At 64.6% G+C, this 15,693-nt stretch carries 16 protein-coding genes; 14 read left to right on the plus strand and 2 right to left on the minus strand.

The genetic code is table 11. From position 1 onward, the window contains the following. Positions 1 to 2 precede the first annotated feature (2 nt). The 14 genes from EOA13_RS05765 (at position 3) to EOA13_RS05830 (ending at position 13,379) form a co-directional block, all read left to right on the plus strand. Positions 3 to 629 (plus strand): hypothetical protein, encoded by a 627-nt coding sequence (locus EOA13_RS05765; protein WP_127290420.1) that lies wholly within the window; start codon positions 3 to 5, stop codon positions 627 to 629. Next, entirely contained in the window at positions 626 to 1,960 is a 1,335-nt protein-coding gene (locus EOA13_RS05770) for a MotB family protein (protein ID WP_127290422.1), read from the plus strand. The genes EOA13_RS05765 and EOA13_RS05770 overlap by 4 nt, the downstream gene beginning before the upstream one ends. Next, the gene (locus EOA13_RS05775; RefSeq protein ID WP_127290424.1) at positions 1,957 to 3,336 is read left to right on the plus strand and encodes a chemotaxis protein MotC; all 1,380 of its coding nucleotides are present in this window, start codon (positions 1,957 to 1,959) and stop codon (positions 3,334 to 3,336) included. The genes EOA13_RS05770 and EOA13_RS05775 overlap by 4 nt, the downstream gene beginning before the upstream one ends. Then, positions 3,333 to 4,715, plus strand: a complete 1,383-nt coding sequence (locus EOA13_RS05780) for a flagellar hook-length control protein FliK (RefSeq protein WP_127290426.1) — start codon at positions 3,333 to 3,335, stop codon at positions 4,713 to 4,715. Before EOA13_RS05775 ends, EOA13_RS05780 begins: the two co-directional genes overlap by 4 nt. Beyond that, entirely contained in the window at positions 4,645 to 5,232 is a 588-nt protein-coding gene (locus tag EOA13_RS05785; protein ID WP_245490308.1) for a transglycosylase SLT domain-containing protein, read from the plus strand. The genes EOA13_RS05780 and EOA13_RS05785 overlap by 71 nt, the downstream gene beginning before the upstream one ends. Before the next feature lie 223 nt (positions 5,233 to 5,455). After that, positions 5,456 to 6,124: a response regulator transcription factor gene (locus tag EOA13_RS05790; RefSeq protein ID WP_013529780.1), complete on the plus strand. Its 669-nt coding sequence runs from the start codon at positions 5,456 to 5,458 to the stop codon at positions 6,122 to 6,124. Positions 6,125 to 6,203: 79 nt separating this feature from the next. Beyond that, the gene (locus EOA13_RS05795) at positions 6,204 to 7,460 is read left to right on the plus strand and encodes a flagellar hook protein FlgE (protein WP_127290428.1); all 1,257 of its coding nucleotides are present in this window, start codon (positions 6,204 to 6,206) and stop codon (positions 7,458 to 7,460) included. A gap of 27 nt (positions 7,461 to 7,487) precedes the next feature. Next, positions 7,488 to 8,942 carry a flagellar hook-associated protein FlgK gene (flgK, locus tag EOA13_RS05800; protein WP_127290430.1) on the plus strand — a complete coding sequence of 485 codons (1,455 nt, stop codon included), beginning with the start codon at positions 7,488 to 7,490 and terminating at the stop codon, positions 8,940 to 8,942. A gap of 4 nt (positions 8,943 to 8,946) precedes the next feature. Continuing rightward, complete coding sequence (locus EOA13_RS05805) at positions 8,947 to 9,990, plus strand: flagellar hook-associated family protein (RefSeq protein WP_127290432.1); 1,044 nt, start codon at positions 8,947 to 8,949, stop codon at positions 9,988 to 9,990. A 31-nt stretch (positions 9,991 to 10,021) separates the two neighbouring features. After that, on the plus strand, positions 10,022 to 10,369 hold the full coding sequence (gene flaF / locus EOA13_RS05810) for a flagellar biosynthesis regulator FlaF (RefSeq protein WP_023810018.1): 348 nt from the start codon (positions 10,022 to 10,024) through the stop codon (positions 10,367 to 10,369). Further along, positions 10,366 to 10,809, plus strand: coding sequence for a flagellar biosynthesis repressor FlbT (gene flbT / locus EOA13_RS05815; RefSeq protein WP_127290434.1), 444 nt, complete (start codon positions 10,366 to 10,368; stop codon positions 10,807 to 10,809). Before flaF ends, flbT begins: the two co-directional genes overlap by 4 nt. Continuing rightward, entirely contained in the window at positions 10,809 to 11,216 is a 408-nt protein-coding gene (gene flgD / locus EOA13_RS05820; protein WP_013529774.1) for a flagellar hook assembly protein FlgD, read from the plus strand. The genes flbT and flgD overlap by 1 nt, the downstream gene beginning before the upstream one ends. Before the next feature lie 23 nt (positions 11,217 to 11,239). Continuing rightward, complete coding sequence (fliQ, locus tag EOA13_RS05825) at positions 11,240 to 11,506, plus strand: flagellar biosynthesis protein FliQ (RefSeq protein WP_023810020.1); 267 nt, start codon at positions 11,240 to 11,242, stop codon at positions 11,504 to 11,506. Positions 11,507 to 11,735: 229 nt separating this feature from the next. Then, a complete protein-coding gene (locus EOA13_RS05830) occupies positions 11,736 to 13,379 on the plus strand; it encodes an MFS transporter (protein ID WP_127290436.1) in 1,644 nt (547 codons plus the stop codon). A gap of 49 nt (positions 13,380 to 13,428) precedes the next feature. Here EOA13_RS05830 and EOA13_RS05835 read toward each other — a convergent pair whose 3' ends face one another. Then, the gene (locus tag EOA13_RS05835; RefSeq protein ID WP_127290438.1) at positions 13,429 to 15,210 is read right to left on the minus strand and encodes a chloride channel protein; all 1,782 of its coding nucleotides are present in this window, start codon (positions 15,208 to 15,210) and stop codon (positions 13,429 to 13,431) included. A gap of 134 nt (positions 15,211 to 15,344) precedes the next feature. Beyond that, positions 15,345 to 15,644: a putative quinol monooxygenase gene (locus EOA13_RS05840; RefSeq protein WP_127290440.1), complete on the minus strand. Its 300-nt coding sequence runs from the start codon at positions 15,642 to 15,644 to the stop codon at positions 15,345 to 15,347. Between the last annotated feature and the right edge of the window lie 49 nt (positions 15,645 to 15,693).

Raw genomic sequence — 15,693 nt, forward strand, 5'->3', positions numbered from 1 at the left:
CCATGCCCTCCGTAGCCCTCTTCGACCTTCTGCCCGATTTCGGGACGCGCGCGCAACGCGCCGGCCAGCCCCGGGCAGCAGTCGGTCCCGACCACAAGCCCGAGACGCCGGCGCCGCAGGCCGATATCGGCACGCTGATCGCCGAGGCGGTTGCCCAGGCGGAGGCAGCGCTGGAGGTCCGCCTGTCGGCTGCGCATGACGCCGCGCTCGAAGCCGAACGCCAGGCCAATGCCGAGGAAGCAAGGATATTTCTCGAAAGCCTCGGCGACGATGTCGGCAAGGCGGTCTCGTTGCGCATCGATGCGATGGAGGCGCGCGTGACCGGACTTGTCGCCGCCACGGTCGCCCGCATCATCGGCAGCATCGTCAGCGACGATCTGCAGAAACGTTCGATCGAGGCATTGGCCGGCGCCATCCGCGAAGCGGTCGGCGATGCCGAAGCGGTGCGTATCGTCGTGCGCGGCCCTCTCTCGATGTTCGAAACACTGAAGGCGTCGCTCGGACCCCGCGCCGCCAATCTCGATTTTGTCGAGGCGCCAGGCTTCGACCTGACCGTCGCCATCGACGAGGCGGTGTTCGAGACGCGCATGGCCGAATGGTCGACGGTCCTCTCGGAGGTCCTGGCATGAGCGTCGCAGACGCCGACCACGGCCGCCACGAGATCATCATCGTGCGGCGCAGCCATGACGACCATGACGAAGCCCACCATGGCGGCGTCTGGAAGATCGCCTTCGCCGACTTCATGACGGCCATGATGTGCTTCTTCCTGGTCATGTGGCTGATCAACGCCGCCAACGAGCAGACCAAGGCAGCCGTCGCCAGCTACTTCAACCCGGTCAAGCTGGTCGACCGAAATTCGAGCCGCAAGGGCCTGGAGGATCTCGGTGACGGCCCGCGCGCCATGGGGCTGACGGCAGACGATCCGCAAGAGGCGACCAGCAAAGCCGGACAGAATGGCAATGCCGGCGCGGGCGCGTCGGACCGCAAGCAGGACAAGCAGGAGCCGCAGCAGGCGGAACGCACCGACGATCATCTCTTCGCCGACCCCTACGCGGTGCTTTCGGAAATCGCCACCGACACCGGCGTCATGCAGAATGTCAGCCAGAAAGGCGACGGCGGCGTGCAGGCAGCCGGACCGGCTACCGGCGCCTCCGGTGGCGCCTCCTACCGCGATCCCTTCGAGCCGGATTTCTGGTCGCAGCAGGTCGCGGCGCCCGGCGCCGAGGCCAGCGCCGAGCGCACCAAGATCGAGGGCGATCCGGCCAAGCCCGGCGACAAGACCGCCGAAACGCAAGTGCTCAAAGTCAAAGCCGTGCCGCCTGTCGCCGCACCGCTCGAGCCGCTGGCTAAGGACGCGACCGGCAAGCAGGCCGCGAACCCTGCCACGGCAATGGCCGGCGAGACCAAACCGGACGGCACCACGGTCGCGGGCGGAGCGAAAGCTGAGACGCAAAACGCCACCAAGCCCGACGTCGGCGAGAAGGCGCCAACCGCGGCTGCCGTCAAGGCAGCGGCCGACGTCAAGCGGCAGCTGGCCGATGCCTTCAAGCCCGGCGACAAGCTGCACGACGGCGTCTCGGTCGAAGCCACCGACAAGGGGGTCGTCATCTCGATCACCGATCAGCTCGACTTCGGCATGTTCGAGGTCGGCTCGGCATTGCCGAGACGCGAACTGGTGCTGGCGATGGAGAAGATCGGCCGCATCATCAACAGCCAGAAGGGCACCATCAGCATCAACGGCCACACCGACGCCCGGCCGTTCCGCGGCGACAGCTACGACAATTGGCGGCTGTCGACGGCACGCGCGCATTCCGCCTATTACATGCTGGTGCGCGGCGGCGTCGACGAACGCCGCATCACCGAGGTCGCCGGCTTCGCCGACCGCCAGCCGAAAATAGCAGCCGATCCATTGGCGGCCGCGAACCGCCGCATCGAGATCCTGATGGCGACCGGCGGATGAAGCGAGCGGCCGTCACCCGCCGGTTGATTGGCCTGTTGCTGCTGGCCGGCGGACACCCGTCGACCGGTTTCGCCCAGGATACGCTGCAGCCGTATCAGTTGGTGCGCTCGCTGCAACTCATCCAGGACCGCATAGCCGCCGGCGATCATGCCGCCCTGCCGATGCAAGCCAAGCTGCTGGAGATGGCGGATGCGCGCCTGCGCGCGGCGAATGCCGAGGACTACAAGGATCCCAAGAACTTTCGGGCCCTGCTTGTCTACGGCATGAGCGGCGGCAACCCGGTGACCGTCGAAGCGGCCACGTCGCGCGCCACGACGGACCCGCAAAGCCTTGCCATCGCCAAAGGCGTGATTGATTACCTCAACGGCCGGCCCGGCGAGGCTATCGAAGCCTTGAGGCCGATCGATCCCATGACGCTGCCTCCGGATCTCGGCGCCTTCCTCGCCCTGGTCAAAGGCTCACTGCTTGCCGGCGATCAACCGGCGACCGCACTCCGTCTGCTCGACGAGGCAAGATTGCTCAGCCCCGGCACGCTGGTCGAGGAAGCGGCACTTCGCCGTTCGGTTGGCCTTGCAGTCGCGCAAGGCAACGCGGCACGCTTCGCCCTTGCTTCCACCCAATATGTCGAGCGCTATCTCTATTCGCCCTATGCCAGCCAGTTCGCCGACTCCTTCGTCTCCGGCGTCATCACGCTGCACATGTCGATCAGCCAGGACAAGCTGGGCGACATCACCTCGATGATGGATCCCGAGCGCGAGAAGGTGATCTATCTGCGCATCGCCCGCCGGGCCGCGATAGACGGCCTGAACGACTTGTCGGCCTTCGCTTCGGCGCGGGCGGAACAGGGCCGCGACGGCAACGCCAATCAGGACGATCCACGCGCCCTGCTCTATGCCAGCCTTTCCACCGTCACCTCGGGTACAATCGAGGACGTTCGTGCCAAGCTCGGCAAGATCGACCGCAGCCGGCTGTCGGAGGGCGACCGCGCTTTGCTCGACGCCGCGCAGGCCATTGCCGGCGAGGTCGTCGCGCCGCCCACCGCCCTTCCGGCGGAAAAGCCTGCCCCAGTTCCTGCCGCCGCGGCGCAGCCGGTGCCCGAGATCGCCACGGCGCAAGGCGCCGATGACAGTGGCCTGCCACCGGTCGAAGGCGCCATCTCGGAGCAACCCGCCGTCACCGCGGCCTCCGGCGGACCAGCCGCCAATGCGCCGGACATGGCAGCAGCGGTATCCGCCGAGCCTGCGACTGTCATGCCGGCGTCGGCACTGTCGCCCGCAGCCGGTGAAGAGCCCGCCGATCCGACCGACGCCGCCATGACCAGAACACGTCGACAGCTCGACCTCATCGACCAGATGCTTGGAGCCGCCCCAAAATGACCACCAGCCTCGGCTCGGCCTTGCCAGGATTTGCCTCCACGCGCGCGACGTCGGAGCAGCCGGCCGCGAACGGCAGGAACGATGACGCCGGCTTCGGCAAGATGCTGCGCGACGATGCCGGTGCTGCCCGCCCGGAACGGCAGCCGTCAACAGAGGCGGGATCGCGCGACCAGCGCTGGAGCAAGCTCGCTGCCGGCCTTGCCGGGCATGACGCCAAGGCCGAACCGGCATCGGCCGAGCCCCGAAGGACCATCTCGGCCAAAGTGGCAAACGTGAAAACCGGCAAGGACGATTTGGAAGCAAACGCGAAGGCCGACGCTGAAGAGACGGCGCCGGATGCCGGGCCGCTTCAGGACGACCTGCCGCTGCTGATGGCGTTTCATGACCTGCGGCATTTCGCGACAACGGCCAAGGCAGCCGGGGGCAATACGGCCACCGGCGAGAATCCGTCGGACCCGGCGCTCGATGGGCAGGCTTCACTGCCAAAGACCTACCGGCCAAAAGCCGCGGGCGGACGCGAAGCACTCGAAACCATGTCGAAGCCGGAGCAGGCGTCGATCGTCGACGGACCTTTGACGGCGCTTGACGGTCAGTCGCCGAGCGCTGCCTCCAGCGCGCCAAAACGCGACGCCGCAGCGGCGGCCCAGAAGCTGTCGGACGCGCCGGCTGCCGATGTGCCCGGCGTGCGGTCGAAGCCCGCCGCGAATGCGATGAAGAGCATCGAGGATGTCCAGTCCTCGATGCGTCCAGAAGCGGGAAAACAGTCCCTGTCCACTGCGCGCATCGACGTGGTGTCGGAACGGAGTTTCCCCGCACCGCCGCAGAGTCCCATCAGCCAGGCGGCCCTCAATGTGATCAACGCCATAGCCGCCGACGCCGGGCCGCAAAAAGCGCTTTCAGCCTCACCCACGACCACCCATCTGGCCAGCTCTGTTGCCGTTCCGACACATGTGTTGAAGATCGAACTCCACCCCGCCGAACTCGGCATGGTGACGGCCAATCTTCGCCTCTCCGGGGAACAGCTTTCGATTGAGCTGAAGCCTGAAACGCACGACGCCTATCGTCGGCTGTCGGCCGACAGCGAGGCCATCGTCAAGTCGCTGCGCGGGCTCGGCTTCGAAGTTGACAAGGTCACGATACTGCAACCTTCGGTAGCAGTTCCCGCTACAACCCGGACGGATGCAACCGCTCCTTTGGCGGCGGCAACAGGCCGCGATCCAGCATCCTTCCAACCGGGGAATTCGGGCAGCGGCAATGGTGGAGCCGGCGGCCAGCAACCGGGCCGGCAATCCTCAGGGAAACGCAACGATGACGCGCAGGACTACGGCCGCGGCACTTCGCCTGCTCGCGAGCGCGCTGGCGGTGATATCTTTATCTAGCGCGGCAAACGCCGCCGCAGCCGCGGCCAACCCATGCGAGCCGGAGATCCTGCGCGCCGCCGATCGTTATGGCGTGCCCGCCGGCATCCTCTATGCCGTTGGCTTGACGGAGACCGGAAACAAGGGCAGCCTTCAACCCAACGCCTTGAATATAGAAGGAAAAGCAGTCTTTCCAAGGAGCCGGACCGAGGCCCTTGCCGCCTTCGCCAATGCCCGGCGCGAGGGCAAAACCCTGATAGATCTGGGCTGCATGCAGATCAACCACCACTACCATGCATCGCATTTTCGCAGCGTCGAGGACATGCTCGACCCACGCCAGAACGTCGACTATGCGGCGCGCTTCCTGGCCAGCCTCCATGCCCGCCACGAGACCTGGTCGATGGCCGTGGCCCGCTATCATGCCGGTCCCGACAACGACCCGGCGCAGAAGATCTATGTCTGCCGCGTCATTGCCAACATGGTCGCCACCGGCTTTGGAAAATGGACCGCGAACGCCCGTGGCTTCTGCAACCCGTAAGCGCATTTCCCGCTTCTAATAGACAAACCGTACAACCCGGAATTGTTGGCTGGACTTGGTCAGAGCTTGCCACCGAAAGCATATCTGGTTGCACGCTAATGCAACCGATACGATTCCAGACTCCCAAGAAACTAGCTACAAGAAATGACGGTTGTTCAGGATTCCCGCCAGCGGATACGCCTCTCTTCACGGGGCAAATGATTTGATTCGGAAGGCGGGGCCGATGATTGTGATCGTTGACGAGCGCGAGCTCGTAACAGAGGGATACAATTCACTTTTCGATCGTGAGGGCATCGCCTGTGCAGGCTTTGCATCCGGCGAATTCGGTGAGTGGGTGAATTCGGCCGCCGACACCGATCTGCGCTCGGTCAGGGCCTTCCTCATCGGCGATTGTCGCGAGGGTTCCATCTCTCCGCGCCAGATCCGCGACCGCACCGGCGCTCCGGTGATTGCGCTCAGCGAACAGCATTCCCTGGAGAACACGCTGCGGTTGTTCGAGAGCGGCGTCGACGACGTCATTCGCAAGCCCGTCCATATCCGCGAGATCCTGGCCCGCATCACCGCGATCCGCCGCCGCGCCCAGGAAGACGTCGCCTACACCGAGATCGGCGCCATGCGCATCTTCATGGACGGTCGCGACCCCGAGATCGACGGTCAGCCCCTCCCCCTGCCGCGCCGCGAGCGCCGCATCCTCGAATATCTGGCGAGCAATCGCGGGCGCCGCGTCACCAAGACCCAGGTTTTCAACGCCATCTACGGCATCTTCGACGAAGAGGTCGAAGAGAACGTGGTGGAAAGCCACATCAGCAAACTGCGCAAGAAGCTGCGCGAGAAGCTGGGCACCGACCCGATCGATTCCAAGCGTTTCCTCGGCTACCGGCTCGTCTTCTGATGCAGCGCTGCGCCAGCCTCGCGCAAGAAAACATGCGTAGCCTCGTAGCCAGCAGCATGGACACAGCGGAGACGTTTCGATGAGCCTCTACGGAATGATGCGGACCGGCGTTTCCGGCATGAACGCCCAGGCAAACCGCCTATCGACGGTCGCCGACAACATCGCCAATTCCGACACCACCGGCTACAAGCGCTCCTCCGCCGAATTCTCGACGCTGGTCATGCCGTCGACCGGCGGTGCCTACAATTCCGGCGGCGTCACCACGACGATCCGTCAGGCGGTCAGCGATCCGGGTGTGCTTCAATACACGACCTCGGTTTCCGACCTTGCCGTCAGCGGCGATGGCTTCTTTGTCGTTCAGGATCCGAGCGGCACCCCTTACCTGACCCGCGCCGGCGCCTTCGTTCCCGATGGGCAGGGCAGGCTGGTCAATTCGGCCGGCTTCCAGCTGATGGCCTACAGCTACGAGAATGGCGTGCCGGCAGCGACGGTCAATGGTTTTGAGGGACTGGTTCCCGTTGTCATCTCCGACCAGGGAATGACCGCAACGCCGAGCACCGAGGGTACCTATGCCGGCAACCTGCCGGCGGGCGCGACACCGGTCGCGGCGGGTAATCTGCCCACCACAAATGCCGTCGGCGCGCAGTACACCTCGAAATCCTCGATGGTTGCCTACGATAATCTCGGCAACAAGAAGCTGCTCGACGTCTATTTCACCAACACCGGCGCCGGCACCTGGCAGGTTTCGGTCTTCGACCAGTCGAAGGCCACCGCCGGAACAGCATTCCCTTATACCGGCGGCGCGCTTGGCTCGGCCAACCTGACCTTCGACACCACCACTGGCAAGCTCACCGGCGCCGTCGACAGCGTCTCCCTCACCGTGCCCAACGGCGCCGCCTTTTCGCTCGATCTGTCTGCGCTGACCCAGCTTGGCACCGGCTTCACGGTTTCCGACGCCCAGGTCAACGGCAACGCGCCGAGCACCATCGACAAGGTCCAGATCAGCAAGGACGGCACCATCTACGCCCAGTACAAAGACGGCTCCACCAAGCCGCTCTACAAGATCCCGCTCGCCGACGTACAGAGCCCGGACCAGCTCAAGGCGCTGCCTGGCAACGTCTATTCGCAGGGCACCGAGTCCGGTGCGGTTCGTGTCGGCTTTGCCAATGAAGGCAAGCTCGGCTCCATCATCTCCGGCGCGCTCGAGAATTCCAACGTCGATATCGCCGAAGAACTGACCAACATGATCGCGGCACAGCGCAGCTACACCGCCAATTCGAAAGTCTTCCAGACCGGTTCCGATCTGATGGACGTCCTTGTCAACCTGAAGAGATAAGACGGGCGTCGCCCGCGAAAGACCCGCATGTCACTGTCTACCGCATTGAGTATCGCCCAGTCGGCGCTTATGAACACCGCGCGACAGACCAGCGTTGTCTCGCGCAACGTCGCCGACGCCTCCAACCCGGACTATTCGCGACGCCAGGCCGTCGTCACCAGCACGGCGCCGGGCGCGCGTTCGGTCGATATCCAGCGCGCAGCCAACGAGCTTTTGTTTCGCCAGAATCTCGGCGCGCTGTCGGCCTGGAGCGGCCAGAGCGCGGTCTACAGCGGCATGGATCAGCTGGGCGTTGCGGTCAATGGCGTCGACAATGCGTCCTCGCCCTCGACCGCGATCGCCGACCTGCAGCAGGCGCTCCAACTCTACGCCACCTCGCCGTCGAACCAAAACCTCGGCGCCTCGGTCATCGACGCCGCCAAGCAGGTCGTGCGCTCGCTCAATGAGGGCTCCAGGGCAGTCCAGGATTTCCGCACCCAGACCGACGGCCAGATCGCCACCGCCGTCGATGACCTGAACTCGCTGCTCAGCCAGTTCCAGGATGCCAACACGGCGGTCATGTCCGGAACCCGTTCCGGCACCGACGTTTCCGATGCGCTCGACCAGCGCGACGCACTTTTGAAGAAGATTTCGAACTATGTCCCGGTGTCGACCTTCACGCGAGGCGACAATGACATGGTCATCACCACCGGTGACGGCACGACTTTGTTCGAGACGATACCGCGCACGGTCACCTTCGCGGCGTCGGCAGGCTATACCGCGGGTGCCGCCGGCAATGCCGTTTACATCGACAACGTGCCGATCTCGGCGGGAGCCGGCGGCAACACCAGCGCCAGCGGCACGCTTGCCGGCTTGCTGCAATTGCGCGACGGCGTCGCCTCGACCATGCAGAGCCAGCTCGACGAGACGGCGCGTGGCCTGATCACCGCCTTTGCCGAGACCGCACCCTCGATGGCCAATGCCGCCGGCCTGTTCACCTGGTCGGGAGCGCCGGCCGTGCCGGCCGCCGGCACGCTGGTCACCGGCCTTGCCGCGTCCATCAGCGTCAATGCAGCGATGGACCCGAGCACCGGCGGCAACCCGACGCTGCTGCGCGACGGCGGCGCCAACGGTGCGGCCTATGTCGCCAACACGGGCGGCGGCGCATCCTATTCCACCCTTCTCGTTGCCTATGGCGACCGGCTCGACCAGCCGATGACTTTCGACCCCGCCGCCGGCGTTTCGGCAACCTCCAGCGTATCCGACTACGCCGCCAGTTCGATCGGTTGGTTCGAGAGCGTGCGCCAGCAGGCTTCGACCGCCTCCGACGCCAAGGAAGCACTGGCATCGCGCAGCGCCGAGGCGCTGTCCAACGCGACCGGGGTCAATGTCGACCAGGAAATGTCGCTGCTGCTCGACCTCGAACACACCTACCAGGCATCGGCCCGGATGATGAAAACCGTCGACGACATGTTGACGGCCTTGCTCAACGCGGTGGGATAATTCCATGACTTCAGTCTCCTCGGCCGCAATCTCCAATGCCATGCGCTCCCAGCAGATGCGCATGCAGGCCGAACTCGTCAAAGCCACCAAAGAATCCTCGACGGGCCGGGTCGCCGACGTCGGCCTGGCTCTCGGTGGGCGCACCACCCAGGCCGTCACCTTTCAGCGCGACCTTGACCGGCTCAACGTCATCATCGATTCCAACGGCCTTGTCGGCGCACGGCTTTCCTCGACGCAGACCTCGCTTGGACAGCTCTCCACCGCCGCGCAGACCTTTCTGTCCGCCCTGACCACCGCTTCCTCGAGCGACTCGTCCAACAGCCTCACCCGGGACTCCGGCAAGGCGACCATCCAGCAGCTGACCTCGATCCTCAACACCAGCGTCAATGGTGAATATCTGTTTGCCGGCACCAACACAGACGTCAAGCCGATCAACGATTTCACCGCTGCCGGCTCTCCTGCCAAGGCTGCATTCGATACCGCTTTCCTCACCAATTTCGGTTTCACCCAGGACGACCCGGCAGCGGCCAACATCACGGCTGCCCAGATAGACGATTTCATCACCAATGATGTCGCGCCGCAGTTCACCGGTGCGGGTTGGCAAGGCAACTGGTCGAACGCCACCGACCAGCAGATCGTCAGCCGCATCGCACTCAACGAAACCACACCGACTTCGACCAGCGCCAACAGCGATGGCATTCAGAAACTCGCCATGGCCGCAGCCATGGTCAGCAGCCTGATGTCCAGCAACATCAGCCAGGCGGCGAAGAATACGGTTGTCAGCCGCTCCACCACACTGGTTGGCGAAGCGCTGAGCGGCATTGGCCAGCTTCAATCCGAGACCGGCATCGTCCAGAAGCGGGTTTCCGATGCCAACGATCGGATGAAAACGCAGGTCGACCTTTTCGAACGGCACATTCTCGATCTGGAAGCCGTCGATCCGGCTGAAGCCGCGACACGGGTCGCGGACCTGACACAGCACATCGAAACGTCTTTCGCGTTGACCGCACGCCTGCAGCAGCTCAGCCTGTTGAATTACCTGACCTGACAACGCTTAACGGAACGGTAGAGCCCCAACGATGTACCAATTCTCCTACGCCGACATCCAGAGCAACTCCGTTGCCGACGCGAAGGACCGCGAGCGGGAGCTTCTGACCCGCTCGATCGACATGCTCGCGGCGGCAGCTGCGGCCGGCCACGATTCGATGGAGGCGATCGAGGCGCTTCACTTCACCAACCGCGTCTGGACCGCCTTCGTCGAGGATCTTGGCTCCAGCGACAACGCCCTGCCCAAGGAACTGCGCGCCAACCTCATTTCCATCGGCCTGTGGCTGCTGCGCGAGGCGGAGGACATCCGTCAGGGCCGCACCAACAATTTCGAAGGGTTGATCGAGGTGTCCCAGATCATCAGGGACGGCATTCAATGACCAACACGCTGAAGATATCGCTCAAGCCGAACGAAAAGATCTACATCAACGGCGCCGTCATCCGGGTCGACCGCAAGGTCACTGTCGAATTGATGAACGACGTCCAGTTCCTGCTCGAAAGCCACGTGATTCAGGCCGACGATGCCTCGACACCGCTCAAGCAGCTCTATTTCATCCTGCAGGTCATGCTGATGAACCCGGCGGGCGCCGCCGCCGCGCGCGACATGTTCCGCCGTTCGCTGCCGCTGCTTCTGGAAAGCTTCGAGGACACCCAGATCTGCAGCGCGCTGAAACAGATCGACCGCATGGTCGGCGAGGATCATATCTACGAGGCGCTGAAGGCGATCCGCGCGCTTTATCCGCTCGAACGCCGCGCGCTGGGTGGTAATGACGATGTTTCGGGTGCCGAGCGCCCGCTGGCCGTGGGAGCACGATACTGATGAACGTGGACATGACGACGACGATTCCGACAGGCGCCAATCAGGCCACGGCGTCGACCTCGAAGACAGCGGTCGACTACCAGTCCTTCCTGAAGCTTCTGATCGCCGAGATGAAGAACCAGGATCCGACCAAGCCGATGGATTCGACGCAATATGTCGCCCAGCTCGCCACCTTCTCTCAGGTCGAGCAGTCGGTGCAGACCAACACCAAGCTCAATCAGATCATGCAGTCCTCGGCGCTGTCGCAGGCCGACGCACTGATCGGGCGCTCGATCACCTCCGCCGACGGCCTGACGACGGGCACCGTGGCTTCGGTGCGCCTCGCCAGCAACGGTCTCATCGCCGTGCTGCAGAACGGCACCGAAGTCGCGGTCGGTCCGGGAGTTTCGGTCAAGGCAGCTAGCTGACGCTTTCGGCAGAGAGCAGTCCCATGAATGAGGCCGACGCTCTCGACATCGTCCAGTACGCGGTGTGGACGGTGCTCGTCGCGTCCGCTCCGGTGGTGCTGGTCGCCATGGCGGTCGGCATCGGCATCGCCCTCATCCAGGCGCTGACGCAGGTGCAGGAGATCACCTTGACATTCGTGCCGAAGATCGTCGCCATCATGCTGGTGGTGGCGTTGACCGGCCCCTTCATCGGCAGCCAGATATCGGCCTTCACCAACGTCATCTTCGAGCGCATCCAGAACGGGTTCTGAACCTGTTCCAGGAAGGTGTGCCCGCGACATGCCGTTCACCCTGTCTGAAGCCAGACGCCACTGATCCCAGCGGCACCTCCGGATCCACGGCAGACAAGGCCTGGACCGCCTCTATCCCATTGTTGGACCATGAGCTTTTTTGCCCTTTGCGGCGCCATGCCCTACTTTCGGCAAACGGTCTGCGCAAACGGATTGTCTGACGAGCAGGCACGACATGGCAGGAACCCAAATGATTGACGAAAAGCCGGACAGCGAGAGCGTCTCGGCGCTGGCGCCCTTCCGTCACGGCATTTTCCGAGCCGTGTGGGGCGCAAGTCTCGTCTCGAATTTCGGTGGCTTGATCCAGGGTGTCGGCGCCGCCTGGATGATGACCACGATCGCCACCTCGCCCTATCAGGTGGCCTTGGTCCAGGCTTCGACCACCTTGCCGATCATGCTGTTTGCACTCGTCGCCGGCGCCATCGCCGACAGTTTCGACCGGCGCAAGGTGATGCTGGTCGCCCAGACCTTCATGCTGGCGGTGTCGGTGCTTCTGACCCTGTTCACCTATTCAGGCCTGATCACGCCGTGGACGCTGCTCGCCTTCACCTTCCTGATCGACAGCGGCACGGCGCTCAACAACCCGTCATGGCAGGCCTCCGTCGGCGACATCGTCCCCCGCAACAAGGTGCCGGCGGCCGTCGCGCTCAATTCCCTGGGTTTCAATCTGACACGCAGCGTCGGTCCGGCGATCGGCGGCATCATCGTCGCCGCGGCCGGTGCGGCGGCCGCCTTCGCGGCGAATGCGGTGAGCTATATCGGCCTGATCGTCGTGCTGGCGCGCTGGAAGCCGGACGTGCCGGAATCGACCTTGCCGCGCGAATCGCTGGGGGCCGCCATGGGCGCCGGCCTGCGCTATGTCGCCATGTCGCCCAACATCGGCAAGGTGCTGGTCAGAGGTGCTGCGTTCGGCTTCAGTGCAGGCGCTGTGCTTGCGTTGCTGCCTCTGGTGGCGCGCGATGTCGTCAAGGGCGATGCGCTGACCTATGGCATCATGCTCGGCGCCTTCGGCATCGGCGCGGTCGGCGGCGCCTTGATCAGCGTCAGGCTGCGGCAGTTGCTGTCCAGCGAGACGATGGTGCGCTGTGCTTTTGCCGGCTTCGCTGTCTGCGCCTTCAATGCCGCCGTCAGCCAGCATGCCTGGCAGACGTCGCTCGGCCTGCTTGTCGGCGGCGCCTGCTGGGTGATCGCGCTTTCGCATTTCAACGTCACGGTGCAGATGGCGACGCCGCGCTGGGTGGTCGGCCGGGTGCTGTCGGTCTACCAGACCGCGACTTTCGGCGGCATCGCGCTCGGCAGCTGGATCTGGGGTGTCGTCGCCGATGCGCACGGCGCCGAAACCGCGCTGATCGCAGCCAGCGTCGCCATGCTGGCCGGCGGCGCCATCGGTCTTTTGCTCCCGCTGCCGCAACAGCAGGTGCTCAACCTCGACCCGCTCAATCGCTTCAAGGAACCGCACCTTGCGCTTGACCTGAAGCCGCGCAGTGGTCCCATCGCCATCATGATCGAGTATGTGATCCGGCACGAGGACGAACCGGAGTTCCTCGCCATCATGGCCGAACGCGGCCGCATCCGCCGTCGTGACGGCGCCCGCAACTGGACGCTGGCGCGCGATCTCGAGAATCCCACCGTATGGATCGAGCATTATCACACGCCGACCTGGATCGAATATATCAGGCACAATGGACGCATCACCCATGCCGACGCTGTCATCGGCGAACGCGTGCGGGCCCTGCACAGCGGCGACGAACCGCCGCGGGTGCGACGCATGATCGAGCGCCCGACCACCGCCGGCACGGCCCTGGTGATGGCCAAGGGACCGATCGAGCATTAGGGCTCCGCAACCGCGCCCCCTGCCGCAGGCACCCCGCTTGGCCCTCCCGTCACCCCTCGCCCGACAGGTCCCGGCGCGCCTTGTCGAGTTCCTCGGCATAGCGCCGCATCAGATGGCCTTCGGTCAACAGGCCCAGCACAATGTGGTCGGTGAAATCCTCGACGACAGCGAGTTCTTCGGCGCCCGCCCGCTGGAATGTTTCCGCGGCGGCCTGCACGTTCATGCTCGGCACCAGCACCGCGTCCTTGTATTTGGCAAGATCGCGCACCGGGACCTCGCCGCCGGAAGGATCGCTGTGCAGTTCGGCTACGATCAGCACGCCGACATAGTGGTCTCCCGCGTCGACGGCGATGACGCGCTGGGCAGAGCCGAGCGGCACTTGCTTGCGGAAGGCTGCCAGCGTCGTCGAGGCATAGATGGTCTTGATGTCCTTGCGCATCATCGAGCCGACTGTGAGGCTGCGCATCCAGCCAACATCGTGGGCGCTGCGGATGGTCTCGCCGCGCAAATGGAAGCGCCATGTCGAGAACGAGTAGCCGAAGGTCTCGCGCACCAGGATCGCCGACATGATCGAGGCCGCCAGCACAACGCCGGTCAGCGTCAGGTCGCGGGTCGATTCCAGCGCCAGGAAGGTCATCGTCAGCGGACCGCCGACGACACCGACTGCGAGCGACGTCATGCCGACGACGGCGGCAACGGCAGGGTCGATGCCGGTTGCCGGCGAGACGACAATCATCACATCCGCGAATGCCTTGCCGAGCAGCGCGCCGAGGAACAGCGAGGCGAAGAACAATCCGCCGCGAAAACCCGACCCCAGCGACACCGCCGACGCCGTCAGCTTGAGCACGAAGACGCTCGCCACCACGGCCAGCCCGTAATTCATCGAGAATTCGCGATGCAGCGCGCCATGGCCGCTGGACAGCACTTGCGGGGTGATAAGACCCAGCAGCCCGACGATGACGCCACCGATGACGGGGCGCAGCGCCGCATCGATCGACAGTCTGGCAAAACCACGTTCGATCAGCGTCACCAGATGCATGATGGCGATCGAGGCGGCACCGCCGAGCAGGCCGAGCAGCAGGAACGGCACATACTGGCTGGCGGTGAGCGCCGGCAGGCCCGAAAGCTCGAGCGGAAACGGCACGCTACCGAACATTTCGGCGGTCAGCGAGGCGCAGATCGCGGCTGTCAAGACCGGCGCGACATTGGCGACAGAGTAGATGCCGATGACCAATTCGAAGCCGTAGAAGGCGCCGGTCAGCGGTGCATCGAAGGCGGCGGCGATGGCGCCGGCCGCACCACAGCCGACCAGGATGCGGACATCGTTGCGGCGCAGCCTGAAGATGCCCGCCAGCCGCGATGCCAGCCCGGAGCCAACCTGCGTATAGCCGGCTTCCAGCCCGACCGAGGCGCCAAAACCGCTGGAGATCATCGTCTGGCCGGCGATGATGAAGGTGTCGGTCAGCGACATGCGCCCGCCATAGAGCGCATTGGCTTCGATCGGGTCGATCGGCGTGCGGAATTTCCGTATCCTGAGCCAGACCACCGTCAGCCCCAGCAGCATGCCGCCGATTGCCGGTATCAGCGCCTGCATCGGATTGGCGAGCGAGAACATGCCGGAAAGCCGGCCGCCTGGCTGAACGCCGAACAGCAGCCCGTGCAGGTCCTGCACGATCTGGCTCATCGCCGTGACCAATATGCCAGCCATCACGCCTACGACACCTGCGAGGATGACCACCACGATGCCGCGTGCCTCGAGCAGAGGCAATGACCTGACCAGCACCGCGCGCAGCCGGCGGGCGTAGACTTCGCTGTGGTTTCTGGAAAGCACCGGGGCGGCTCGCCGATATCGAAAGGCAGTGGAAAGCCAGCCTGATACGCCCGGCGGCACGGCATGGCAACCACTATGCCGACAGACACCACATTGGCGACAGCGGGCGCGATATCGATCGGCTGGCGGACCGTTCAGGTCGGCATGGGCACGCCGGCTTCATAGAGCACGAGGTTGCGCTCGCCTATGCCAAGCGCCGGCCAGCTCGCACGCCAGTCCGCAATGTGCGGCGAGCGGAAATGCGCGTCAAGCGCTGCCCTGTCACTCCAGACTTCCGTGACCCGGATGAGCCCGGCATCGAAAACATCCTGCGCATAGGAATATTCGAGACAGCCGGGTTCCGCGCGGCTGCCGGAAACCATCCGCTGCATGGCGGGCTTTGCCTCCTCAAGCTTATCGGGCGGCAGGCGGATTGTGCCAATGATCAGCAGCATGCGATTCCTTTCGAAGACGCGGACCAAGGCGCAGTAGCCAGTCTCCCAC

The organism is Mesorhizobium sp. M7A.F.Ca.US.011.01.1.1, assembly GCF_003998295.1.
Lineage (GTDB): Bacteria > Pseudomonadota > Alphaproteobacteria > Rhizobiales > Rhizobiaceae > Mesorhizobium.